10 protein-coding genes and 1 riboswitch are annotated in these 12,019 nt (G+C 45.5%); of the genes, 9 read left to right on the plus strand and 1 reads right to left on the minus strand.

All coding sequences use genetic code 11. The annotated features are described in order from the left end of the window. From B4H32_RS03670 to recJ, 9 genes are all read left to right on the plus strand, one after another. A partial coding sequence (locus tag B4H32_RS03670; protein ID WP_414630946.1) for a transketolase-like TK C-terminal-containing protein occupies positions 1-1,596 on the plus strand: 1,596 nt, incomplete at its 5' end. 2 nt (positions 1,597-1,598) lie between these two features. Further along, positions 1,599-3,542: a 2-oxo acid dehydrogenase subunit E2 gene (locus B4H32_RS03675; RefSeq protein WP_004683538.1), complete on the plus strand. Its 1,944-nt coding sequence runs from the start codon at positions 1,599-1,601 to the stop codon at positions 3,540-3,542. 123 nt (positions 3,543-3,665) lie between these two features. Further along, positions 3,666-3,947 carry a hypothetical protein gene (locus tag B4H32_RS03680; RefSeq protein WP_010589234.1) on the plus strand — a complete coding sequence of 94 codons (282 nt, stop codon included), beginning with the start codon at positions 3,666-3,668 and terminating at the stop codon, positions 3,945-3,947. Between the two features lie 40 nt (positions 3,948-3,987). Further along, positions 3,988-4,129: riboswitch (yybP-ykoY riboswitch) on the plus strand. 84 nt (positions 4,130-4,213) lie between these two features. Continuing rightward, complete coding sequence (locus tag B4H32_RS03685) at positions 4,214-4,789, plus strand: TMEM165/GDT1 family protein (protein WP_004683535.1); 576 nt, start codon at positions 4,214-4,216, stop codon at positions 4,787-4,789. Positions 4,790-4,950: 161 nt separating this feature from the next. Continuing rightward, positions 4,951-5,757, plus strand: coding sequence for an MBL fold metallo-hydrolase (locus B4H32_RS03690; protein WP_004679002.1), 807 nt, complete (start codon positions 4,951-4,953; stop codon positions 5,755-5,757). Between the two features lie 117 nt (positions 5,758-5,874). After that, a complete protein-coding gene (gene guaB, locus B4H32_RS03695) occupies positions 5,875-7,341 on the plus strand; it encodes an IMP dehydrogenase (protein WP_004756912.1) in 1,467 nt (488 codons plus the stop codon). A gap of 126 nt (positions 7,342-7,467) precedes the next feature. After that, positions 7,468-8,805: a phosphoglucosamine mutase gene (gene glmM / locus B4H32_RS03700; RefSeq protein ID WP_286800042.1), complete on the plus strand. Its 1,338-nt coding sequence runs from the start codon at positions 7,468-7,470 to the stop codon at positions 8,803-8,805. A 12-nt stretch (positions 8,806-8,817) separates the two neighbouring features. Continuing rightward, positions 8,818-9,471 carry a pyridoxamine 5'-phosphate oxidase gene (pdxH, locus tag B4H32_RS03705; protein ID WP_004760445.1) on the plus strand — a complete coding sequence of 218 codons (654 nt, stop codon included), beginning with the start codon at positions 8,818-8,820 and terminating at the stop codon, positions 9,469-9,471. Then, complete coding sequence (gene recJ / locus B4H32_RS03710; protein WP_286800043.1) at positions 9,472-11,172, plus strand: single-stranded-DNA-specific exonuclease RecJ; 1,701 nt, start codon at positions 9,472-9,474, stop codon at positions 11,170-11,172. It begins immediately after the preceding gene. Between the two features lie 75 nt (positions 11,173-11,247). Here recJ and B4H32_RS03715 read toward each other — a convergent pair whose 3' ends face one another. Beyond that, complete coding sequence (locus B4H32_RS03715; RefSeq protein ID WP_286800044.1) at positions 11,248-12,015, minus strand: putative porin; 768 nt, start codon at positions 12,013-12,015, stop codon at positions 11,248-11,250. Positions 12,016-12,019: the final 4 nt, after the last annotated feature.

Here is a 12,019-nt window from a genome sequence, read left to right on the forward strand (position 1 = left end):
AAGAGCAAGGGACAGCCAACCGTTATTTTAGCCAAGACAGTTAAAGGCTATGGTTTGTCCGATGAAGTCGAGGCGGTCAATAAAACCCACCAGATCAAGAAAATGCAGCTTGATTCATTGAAGTATGTACGTGACCGTTTCAATTTGCCGATCAATGATGAGCAGCTTGAAGAGCTGCCATTCTATCGCCCAGCGGAAAACTCGCCTGAACTGAAATATATGAAAGCGCGTCGTGAGGCGTTGGGGGGTTACCTGCCTGCGCGCCGTAAGAACAGCACCTCCCTGCCAATTCCAGAGCTTTCCATTTTTGATGCTGTATTGAAAGGCAGTGGTGAGAAGCAGCAGTCCACCACCATGCTGATGGTGCGCCTGATCTCGGCATTATTGAAGGAAAAGGCCATCAAGGACCATGTGGTGCCGATCGTACCCGATGAGGCACGTACCTTTGGTCTGGAGGGGATGTTCCGTCAACTGGGCATTTATGCGGCACACGGACAGAAATATACGCCCGAAGACAATGAGCAACTCATGAACTACCGTGAGGCCAAAGATGGGCACATGCTACAGGAAGGCATTAACGAGGCGGGTGCAATGAGCGCATGGGCGGCATTGGGCACCAGTTATTCAACCAATAACCTGCCGATGATTCCAATGTATATGTACTACTCCATGTTTGGTTTCCAGCGCATTGGTGACATTGCATGGGCAGCGGGTGATGCACAGGCACAGGGCTTCCTGCTTGGCGCAACCGCTGGCCGTACCACACTGAACGGTGAGGGCCTGCAGCATCAGGATGGCCATTCTCATATTCTGGCGAGTACCATTCCAAACTGTGTTGCCTATGATCCCTGCTTTGGTTATGAGCTTGCGGTGATTGTGCATGATGGCCTGAAACGCATGTATCAGGATCAGGAGCGGGTGTTCTATTATCTTACGGTGATGAATGAAAACTATGAGCATCCTGAAATGCCAGCAGGGGTTGAAGAGGGCATTAAACGCGGCATGTATTTATTAGAGAAAGATGAGCAGGCAACTGTTCAATTGCTCGGTTCAGGTGTGATTCTGCGTGAAGTGATTAAAGCCGCGAAAATTATGCGTGATGAATATCAAATTCATTCCAATGTGTGGAGTGTCACCAGTTTTAATGAGCTGGCGCGTGATGGGATGGCATGTGATGAATATAACCGTCTACATCCACTGACAGAGACAGCACAAGAGTCATGGGTATCAAAACAGTTACGCCATACTGATGGTATTGTGGTTTCTGCGACAGACCATATGCGTGCCTACAGCGAGCAAATCCGTGGCTATCTACCAGACAACCGTCCATACGTGACTTTGGGTACCGATGGTTATGGCCGTTCGGATACCCGTGGCAACCTGCGTAGTTATTTCGGTGTAGATGCGGCCCATATCGTGGTAGCAACCCTGAAGAAACTGGCAGATGAAGGTGAGGTGGAAAACCGTCTGGTCAAGGATGCGATTTCATCATTTGAGCTGGATACAGATCGTCCAGTGGCATGGGCACCGCAAGAGCATCCTCAGGTGCAGGCGGTGGCTGAATATCATGAATATCAAGCAGGTGAGGGGAACTGATTATGCAAATCCAAACACCTGATATTGGCGTAGATAAGGCGCTGGTTGCGGAAATTCTGGTGAAAGTCGGTGATCATGTTGCGGTCGATGACAGCCTTTTGGTGCTGGAGTCCGACAAGGCAACGGTCGAAGTGCCAAGTACCAAGGCAGGCATCGTCAAAAATATTTTGGTTCAGCAAGGTGATGAGGTGACAGAAGGCGTGGCACTGATCGAGCTGGAAGATGAATCTCAAACTGCTGAATCACCTGCGCAGGATAAGCCAGAGTCCGATGCAGCAAAAGCAGAACAAAAGCCTGTGGTGGAAGCAGAACCAGAAGCTAAGCCAGCAGTTGAAACTACTCAGGCAGCAGCTTCCAGCCAAGTGCTTGATGTGAAAGTTCCAGATATTGGCGTGGAAAAGGCGCTGGTTGCGGAAGTGCTGGTGAAAGTCGGTGATCAGATTGAACCTGAACAGAGCATTGTGGTGGTTGAGTCGGACAAAGCTACAGTGGAAGTACCCAGTACAGTTGCTGGTATTGTTGAGGCGGTCCAGATCAAGGAGGGCGACAGCGTTAAGGAGGGTGTGGTATTGATTCAGGTCAAGACTACACACACCGATACGCCATCTGAACCAGAGGCCAAACCAGATAAAACGCAGGAAACTGACTCATCCAGTACAGAAACAGGTGAGCTAGAAATTACCGTGCCTGATCTGGGTGTGGAAAAGGCATTGGTTTCAGAAATTCTGGTGAATGTGGGTGACCATGTCGAAGCACAGCAAAGCCTGTGTGTGGTTGAGTCTGATAAGGCCTCGGTTGAGGTGCCAAGCCCATCTGCGGGTATTGTGAAAGCCATCCATGTGTCACCGAATCAGGAAGTCCGTCAGGGCATGGCGCTGGCAATCATTGAGGTGAGTGGCGAGGAGGTTGTCCCAGCAAAGCCTAAGGCTGTGGTTCCAGCAGAAAGTAAAGCCACAGCGAAGCCGCAACCGACAGCATCGACACCAGCCACTCCTGTGCAGACAGAGAAACTGACCAAGGCACAGGAAGCAGATAATGCCAAAGTCTATGCAGGCCCCGCCGTGCGTAAACTGGCGCGTGAACTGGGAGTGGTGCTTGCTCAGGTAAAAGCTTCGGGTGAGCATGGCCGTGTGATGAAAGAAGATGTGTTTGCCTATGTGAAAACACGACTCACCGTGCCACAGGCTGCGTCCTCATCCCAAGCGGCAGCAGTCACTGCTGGTTTACCAGCATTACCAGATTTTAGTGCCTTTGGCGGTGGTGAAGTAAAGGCAATGACACGCTTGCAGCAGGTGTCTGTGCCGCAATTGTCATTAAATAACTTCATCCCTCAAGTGACACAGTTTGACTTGGCGGATATTACTGAACTGGAAGCATGGCGCGGCGAACTTAAAGACGGCTTTAAAAAGCAGGGCATTAGCTTGACCATCCTGGCCTTTATTGCCAAAGCGGTTGCCCATTTGCTGAAAGAGGAGCCTTATTTTGCTGGGCACTTGGCAGATGACCAGAAGTCGGTGCTGCTGCGTAACGAAATTCATATGGGCATTGCGGTGGCAACCCCTGATGGATTGACCGTTCCTGTATTGCGTAATCCTGACCAGAAATCCATTAAGCAAATCGCGATGGAATTGGCTGAGCTAAGTCAAAAAGCGCGTGATCGTAAGTTATCACCGAAAGATTTGCAAGGGGCCAACTTTACCATTACCAGTCTGGGCAGTATTGGTGGAACAGCGTTTACGCCATTGGTGAACTGGCCGCAAGTGGCAATTCTGGGTATCTCACCTGCAACCATGCAGCCTGTGTGGAATGGCAAAGACTTTGATCCTCGTTTGATGTTACCTTTGTCACTGTCCTATGACCATCGGGTGATTAATGGTGCGGATGCGGCGCGTTTTACTAATAAATTGACCAAACTGTTAAAGGATATTCGAAGTTTGTTGCTGTAAAGATTTTTAAATTGAGAATACCTCGCCTAAGCGGGGTTTTCTTTTTATGATGATCATTTATTTGGTAATTGCGATAAAATAAAAATTCATTATTCAAAACACTTTTTTAGAATTGGTGCAAGGATGTTGGTGATTTATCGGGTGATGCTGCCATTGCTACTCATCGTTTTTGTCCTGATGGGGTTGTGGGTCAGCTTCCTGCATTTTCCATGGAATTGGGTGATGTATGTGGTTATGGGGTTGGAAATGCTGGTGGCGACGATGGTCATGGCAATGGAATATCAGGCACAGCATGTGGGTGGCGCAAGTGGCTGGGGCAGCTTTGGTTTTCTTGGCCTCAGTGTCTATTTGGCCTTTTTACTGGGCATCGTCCGTATGCTAATTTGGACTTACCAAAAATTTTGAGTCTAGCGATTTAAAACGATTTAATTCTTTGGTAAAATAAAACCACTTCATTGGGGAGTAGCCGCTCTTTACGCAAAGTAGAGAGGTGATGATCAACATAATTGTTCAACAGAACATGGTCATCATAGCAAAGAACCAAAAACAGCTTTTCAGCTGTGCTTTTGTTGGCAAGACCTTTGATTTATCACTCTGCAATCAATCCATTTGATTTTGGCTAGCAGGAGGGATAGGTCATCGGTATATTTTGCTAGCCAGAGCATTCAACCATGTATGAATTTCTCATCTCCACCTCAGTTGTTGCCCTTGCTGAAATGGGTGACAAGACCCAACTGCTGGCATTGCTGCTTGCGGCGCGTTTCCGTAAACCGATTCCCATCTTAATTGCCATTTTACTGGCCACCACCATTAATCATGGTCTTTCGGCTGTGTTGGGACAATGGATCACTACAGTATTGAGTCCTGAAATTCTATTGTGGATTCTTGCGCTTGGTTTTATTGGCATGGCGATCTGGATGCTGATCCCAGATGAACTGGGTGATGAAACTGAAAGCATCAATAAATGGCAGAGATTTGGTGTGTTTGGTGCCACCTTTATCCTGTTTTTTCTGGCAGAAATTGGTGATAAAACCCAGATTGCCACGGTTGCCCTTGCGGCACGTTTTGACAGTGTGTTTTGGGTGATGTGTGGAACAACGGTAGGGATGATGATTGCCAATGCGCCAGCAGTATTTATTGGCGACAAACTGGCAGATAAGCTCCCCATCTCATTGATTCATAAAATTGGTGCCGCGATCTTCCTTGTTGTGGGTATTTCGGCATTGGTGCAGCATTATTATTTCTAGTACCCATTCCCAGGCATATAAACAGGACCCATACCTTGTTATGGGTTTTTTCTTATAAATTACGATAAAAGTCCAATATTAGATTGAAACATGGGCTAAACCCCATTATTTTGTTATGGAATTAAAATATTTCATATCTAAAGGTTTTTTCTGGGGTTGTTATGAGCTTTGAGCGGACTACATCGCAAATACTATTTGATAATGGCACACATAAATGCATTAGTTTTACCAGTTTAGTGAAAGGTGAGGGCATTCAGGCCAACCAGTTCCTGATTATTGACCATGACCGCGCCGCAGTGCTTGATCCAGGGGGAGACTTGACCTATGTGCCCTTAACCATGGAGTTAAACCGCTATACTAAACTGAAAAACCTGGACTATGTTATGGCATCGCATCAAGATCCTGACATTATTACCTCAATGCCGCGCTGGCTGGTCTACACTGATGCCAAGGTGGTGGCATCCAAGCTATGGGCACGCTTTTTACCGCACTTAAACTCTGCATTTATGAGCGACCGCATGAAAGGAGACTGGGAGGAACGACTGATTGAGCTACCTGATACAGGTCAGGTGATTGCATTGGGTGAGTCTGCGATTGTTGCCATTCCAGCCCATTTCCTGCATTCGGTAGGCAACTTCCAGTTTTATGATCCAGTCGCCAAAATTCTTTTTTCAGGGGATATGGGCGCCTCAATTGTTGATGATGCCAACCAGCCGATTACCGATTTTGAAGCTCATATCAAGAAGATGAAAGGCTTCCATCAGCGTTATATGTGTTCCAACAAGGTCATTCGTTTGTGGGTGAATATGGTTCGTCAAATGGATATTGATATGATCGTGCCGCAACACGGGACTGCATTTGTTGGAAAAGAGATGATCAACCAGTTTCTGGACTGGATTGAGGGACTTGAATGCGGGGTGGACCTGATGAATGAATATGTGTTCAGTATTCCAGCCGAGATCAGTTAGAATTTTTTAAGGCAGGACAGGGATAGTCAGTGCCTATAAATTATTTTCATCATAGAAAATGAAAATCACGGCAAAATTTGTTTATAATAGCTCACGGAAATTACCAGTGAGATTGTTATGCTGACCATCGTTCAAGAAGCCTTGACCTTCGATGATGTCTTATTACTTCCTGCCTACTCAACTGTTCTCCCAAAAGATGTCTCCTTAAAGACACGTTTAACTCGCGGAATTCAACTTAATATCCCTCTCGTTTCTGCTGCAATGGATACAGTGACTGAGTCTCGTATGGCGATTGCAATGGCGCAAAATGGCGGTATTGGTATTTTGCATAAAAACATGGATATCGCTGCACAAGCTGCGGAAGTACGCCGTGTAAAAAAATTCGAAGCTGGAATGGTGAAAGACCCAATCACAGTAACGCCTGAAACGACAGTACGTGAACTTATTGCAATTACCCAAGCGAATAATATTAGCGGTGTACCTGTTGTAAAAGATGGCAAAGTTGTGGGTATTGTCACAGGCCGTGATACTCGTTTTGAAACCAATCTTGAACAACCCGTCAGCAACATCATGACGGGTCAAGACCGTTTAGTGACTGTTCGTGAAGGTGAGTCGAAAGAAAATATTCAAGCATTGCTACAAAAGCATCGTATTGAAAAAGTTCTAGTTGTTGGTGAACACAATGAACTCAAAGGTTTGATTACAGTTACTGACTTCCGTAAAGCGGAAAGCTATCCAAGCAGCTGTAAAGATGACCTTGGTCGTTTACGTGTTGGTGCCGCAGTTGGTACAGGCGTAGAAACACCAAGCCGTGTGGAAGCATTGGTCGATGCGGGTGTAGATGTGATTGTCGTAGATACGGCACACGGTCATTCAGCGGGTGTGATTGAACGTGTACGTTGGGTAAAGGCAAATTATCCTCAAGTTCAAGTGATTGGTGGAAACATTGCAACAGGTGATGCAGCTTTAGCATTGTTAGATGCAGGTGCAGATGCCGTTAAAGTGGGTATTGGCCCTGGTTCGATCTGTACCACTCGTATTGTGGCAGGTATCGGTATGCCGCAAATTTCGGCAATTGATAGCGTTGCCAATGCATTAAAAGATCAAATTCCATTGATCGCAGATGGCGGTATTCGTTTCTCTGGCGATATGGCGAAAGCGATTGGCGCAGGTGCGAGCACGATTATGGTCGGTTCACTCCTTGCAGGTACTGAAGAAGCGCCAGGTGAAGTGGAATTCTTCCAAGGTCGTTACTATAAAGCGTATCGTGGTATGGGTTCATTGGGTGCAATGGCGGGAGCAACAGGTTCTGCTGACCGTTATTTCCAAGACTCTAAAGCAGGTGCTGAAAAGTTGGTCCCAGAAGGCATCGAAGGTCGTGTTCCATACAAAGGTCCAATGGGAAATATCATCCATCAAATGATGGGTGGTTTGCGTTCTTCTATGGGCTATACAGGTTCATCTGTGATTGAAGATCTTCGTCAAAATGCGAAATTTGTGAAAATTACTTCAGCAGGTATGTCGGAATCGCATGTGCATGATGTGACGATCACTAAAGAAGCACCAAACTACCGTGTAGGTTGATCTTTAGTAATTTTGGCAATAAAAAAACCGTCAGTGGACTGACGGTTTTTTTGTTTTGGTGTAAAGTAAAACAGATGAAAAATAATATGACGATACGTCATATAAAGATAAGAAAGCGAGTAAAGAATGAGCTATTTTGGAACTGATGGAATTCGTGGCAAATTTGGACAAATGCCGATTACCCCTGAATTTGCATTAAAATTAGGATTTGCAGCAGGAAAAGTATTAAAAAGAAATAGTCCTAAAAACAAACCAATTGTGGTTATGGGTAAAGATACGCGTTTATCAGGCTATATTCTGGAAGCGGCTTTACAAGCAGGCCTAAATGCCGCAGGTGTCTATGTGCATTTACTTGGGCCATTGCCGACCCCTGCGATTGCCCATTTAACACGTGCTTTGCATGCACATGCAGGCATTGTGATTTCAGCATCACATAACCCTTATTTTGATAATGGGATTAAATTTTTCTCAGGTGAAGGTAAAAAACTCCCAGATGCCTTACAAAATGAGATCAATCAAGAATTAGAAAAAGATTTAGTGATTGATGATACGGCTAACCTAGGTAAAAGTGTTCGTGTGGAAGATGCCAACGGGCGATACATCGAATTCTGTAAATCAACATTTCCATACCATTTTGACTTAAATGACTTAAAAATTGTGGTGGACTGTGCCCATGGTGCTGCGTATAGCGTTGGACCATCTGTATTCCGTGAGCTTGGGGCGAAAGTGATCCCGCTTTTTAATGAACCAGATGGTTTAAATATCAATGAAAACTGTGGCTCAACCCATCCTGAATTTTTACAAAAGGCCGTGGTTGATCACCAAGCCGATTTAGGTATTGCGTTTGATGGTGATGCAGATCGTGTCGTGATGGTGGATAAAAATGGTCAGCTGGTAGATGGTGATCATATTCTGTATATCCTTGCAACTCAGGCCAAAAATAAACCAACAGGTATTGTTGGAACAGTCATGAGTAATATGGCACTTGAGTTAGCATTACAGAAAGCGGATGTCGATTTTGTACGCGCAAAAGTCGGTGACCGCTATGTATTACAGGCATTAGAAGAAAATGGTTGGGTCACAGGTGGTGAGCCATCTGGTCATATCTTAACGCTGGATAAAAGCACCACTGGCGATGCGATTATTGCCGCTCTACAAGTGTTAACGGTGATGGTTGAGCAAGCCAAAGCATTACATGAATTAGTTGCAGACTTTGAATTATTTCCACAGGTGTTAATCAATGTTCGTTTGCAACAGATGATTGAGCCCTACTCAATCCCTGCGCTGGTTGAAGAGTTTGAGAAAGCTGAACAACAATTGAAAGGTCGTGGACGTATTTTGATTCGTAAATCAGGTACTGAACCTGTGATTCGGGTCATGGTTGAGGGAGATCAACAGCAGGAAGTGGATGCCATCGCAAATCATTTAGCCGATGCAGTCAGAGCTCATGCTCAAGCTGCTTAAAGGAGAGTAATAATGAATGATGTCATTAAAGACCTGAGTGAACTTCGTTTAAGTTATGAACAAGGTGAGTTACACGAATCCCAGATGAGTGTAAATCCCCATGAGCAATTCTTGAATTGGTTCAATCATGCACTCACTGCTCAATTACATGAACCGTATGCGATGTCTTTGGCGACAGCAAATGCTCAAGGTCGCCCACACGTGCGAACTGTTTTGTTACGTGGTGCGACAGAAGCTGGTTATGATTTTTACACCAATTATGATAGTCAGAAAGGATTAGACCTTGCGGAAAATCCTTATGCTGAAATTTTATTTTACTGGCCGAGTTTAGAGCGTCAGGTGCGTATCGGTGGTCAGGTTTCCAAGATTCCAGAACAGGAATCGACGGATTATTACCACAAGCGTCCACGTGATAGTCAAATTGCAGCACATATTAGTACGCCACAAAGTGGTGTCATTGAAAGCCGTGAGTTATTACAACAGCGTTTTCAAAACTTACAAAATCAAGTACATGAAGCTGAGTTGGATAAACCCGAATTTTGGGGTGGTTATCGCTTAGATGCTGATTATTATGAATTCTGGCAAGGGCGTCCGAATCGTTTACATGATCGTTTAAGTTATGAAAAACGTAACGGACTTTGGATTATTCAACGCTTGATGCCATAAATGACCATGATTCAAATTCAACAAAGACCATTTTTGACACGCCCTGAACAATTTCAGGGCGTGCCTACGTTTATTGCTGAGATATTGGCGAGACGTGGAGTGCAATCGGAACAAGAGCTTGAGCTAAAACTCAAGCATTTATTGCCACCTGATCTCAAAGGATTAGATCAAGCCGTTGAATTAATTGATCAAGTGATTGATCAAAAAAAACAGATCGTAATTATTGGTGATTATGATGCCGATGGCGCGACCAGTACTGCATTGATGATCTTAGTTCTTAAAGAAATGGGGGCGAACGTTGAATATTTAGTGCCTGATCGCTTTAAGTACGGTTATGGACTCACGCCTAAAATTGCTGAACTGGCACAGCAGACCTATCAGCCAGATTTACTGATTACCGTGGACAATGGTATATCGAGCCATGCAGGGGTGGAGACTGCCCAAGCTTTAGGGATGCAGGTCATCATTACCGATCATCATTTGACGACAAAACCTACGCCAAACGCTGAAGCAGTGGTCAATCCGAATCAACTGGGTTGCATTTTTCCAAGTAAAGCACTTGCAGGTGTTGGCGTTGCGTTTTATGTACTAGCAAAATTAGCCAGTTACCGTTCTCAGCAGGGAAAAAGTACTAGTAAAGTCACTCAGTATTTAGATTTGGTTGCATTGGGGACTTATGCTGATGTTGCATCGCTTGATTATAATAACCGTATTTTAGTGGATGCTGGCTTAAAACGAATTCAGCAATATCAATGTCGTGCAGGAATTTTAGCATTATTGGATATTGCCAAAAGAGATGCGGCAACCTTAAAAGCACAGGATCTGGGTTTTGTGCTTGGACCACGTATCAATGCGGCGGGTCGCATGGAAAGCATGCGAATAGGGATCGAGTGCTTGCTTGCGCCCGATATGGCAACTGCCTATCCAATTGCACAGCAATTAAACCAGTTAAATATCGAGCGCCGTCAGGTTGAGGGGGCGATGAAGCAGCAGGCGCTCAGTGCTTTACAACATATTCAACTGGAAACGGAACATTTACCCGCGGCTTTGGTGATGTTTGATGAACAGTGGCATCAGGGTGTGATTGGGATTGTCGCTGGGCGATTAAAGGAACAGTTCCATCGTCCCAGTCTGGTGTTTGCCCCTGATGAGGATGGCATTCATATCAAGGGTTCGGCGCGTTCCATTGAGGGCATTCATATTCGCGACACCATTGAACAGGTGGCGGAGCGGTATCCCCATTTGGTCAGCCATTTTGGTGGACATGCCGCTGCCGCTGGCCTTACCCTGAATAAAGCCCATTTTGAGGAATTTAGGCAGATCTTCACCCAATATATTGCTGAAATGGATCAGGAGTTGTTTCAGGCAACCTTGTGGACGGATGGGATATTACCTGATATGGCAGTAAGCCTTAGCACACTGGACCAGATCGAACAACTTGGTCCGTGGGGACAGAAGTTTCCGTTGCCACAGTTTGAGGGAAGCTTTAAGGTCATCGACTATCGCTGGTTGAAAGACCAGCATTTAAAGCTAAAACTGGCGCTCGGACAGCAGGTTGTGGATGCCATTGCTTTCAATGCGGCAGACCGTTTTGAGTTCAATCCGATGCTGAGCTATGTCGACCTGGTGTATACGCTGGAACGCAATGTTTTTAATGGTATCACCAGCCTGCAACTTCAGGTTGTATATTTAAGCCAATAAAAAACCCACCCATAAAGGGTGGATTCCTTAGCGTCTGTTAAAGATCAACAGACCCTATATTCTCTCTGGAGAGAATTAGAAGCGGTATGCACCACGGATACCATAGGTATTGTAGTCATCACCGAAGCCAATACGGCCTTCAAGGCTGACCTGCTGGTTGAAGAATTTCTTCGCAGAAATACCCCACTCATCACGATCAGTTAAGTCGTTGTTGTAGTAGTCAGCGCCGACACTCAGGGTTTTGTCAAGATAGTAGTCAACCTTAACTCGGTATTCATCCAGGTCACCAAATGCGCCGTAGGCTTCAAGGTTGATGTCATTACCACCTACCTGAGTCACATACTTGGCACGCACGGTTGGGTCTGCACCATCTTTACCGTCTTTCTCATCGTAGCCAGTCACACCCAATGCAAGCAACAAGCCTGGTGCTGGTAAATAACCCACTTCAGCGCCATAAGTTGTTACTTTTCGATCCACTGGGGTGTTGTCCACTTCAAGTTCGGTACGGCCCAAACGACCACTTAAGTAAAAGTCGCTGTTTGGTACGAAGTATTCAACCCCAGCGCCATATTCAGAGTTTTTCACACCGCTATTGCTGGCATAGTCAATCTTTGCATTCACGTTGCTGGCACGGTTTAAGAACGCAGCCTCAGCAAGTGGTGCGTTACGGGTTTGCACAGGATTGAAATAATAAGTCCCATCCACACCAAAATTGTTTGTGCTATCAAAATCGTCCCAATCTGTATAGGTATATGAACCACCCACTTCAGCTTGATACGCATGAGCGGTTCCTGTCACTGCAAGTACAGATAACAGTGCCGATGCAATTGCTAATTTTTTCATGGTT

This window comes from Acinetobacter sp. UBA2063 (assembly GCF_002333245.1).
In the GTDB taxonomy this organism is placed as follows: Bacteria; Pseudomonadota; Gammaproteobacteria; order Pseudomonadales; family Moraxellaceae; genus Acinetobacter; species Acinetobacter parvus.

Excerpts from the sequence above, each read along its gene's own strand:
- B4H32_RS03675 (WP_004683538.1), top strand. The coding sequence starts at position 1,599 with ATGCAAATCCAAACACCTGATATTGGCGTAGATAAGGCGCTGGTTGCG.
- B4H32_RS03680 (WP_010589234.1), top strand. The coding sequence starts at position 3,666 with ATGTTGGTGATTTATCGGGTGATGCTGCCATTGCTACTCATCGTTTTT.
- B4H32_RS03685 (WP_004683535.1), top strand. The coding sequence starts at position 4,214 with ATGTATGAATTTCTCATCTCCACCTCAGTTGTTGCCCTTGCTGAAATG.
- B4H32_RS03690 (WP_004679002.1), top strand. The coding sequence starts at position 4,951 with ATGAGCTTTGAGCGGACTACATCGCAAATACTATTTGATAATGGCACA.
- guaB (WP_004756912.1), top strand. The coding sequence starts at position 5,875 with ATGCTGACCATCGTTCAAGAAGCCTTGACCTTCGATGATGTCTTATTA.
- glmM (WP_286800042.1), top strand. The coding sequence starts at position 7,468 with ATGAGCTATTTTGGAACTGATGGAATTCGTGGCAAATTTGGACAAATG.
- pdxH (WP_004760445.1), top strand. The coding sequence starts at position 8,818 with ATGAATGATGTCATTAAAGACCTGAGTGAACTTCGTTTAAGTTATGAA.
- recJ (WP_286800043.1), top strand. The coding sequence starts at position 9,472 with ATGACCATGATTCAAATTCAACAAAGACCATTTTTGACACGCCCTGAA.
- B4H32_RS03715 (WP_286800044.1), bottom strand. The coding sequence starts at position 12,015 with ATGAAAAAATTAGCAATTGCATCGGCACTGTTATCTGTACTTGCAGTG.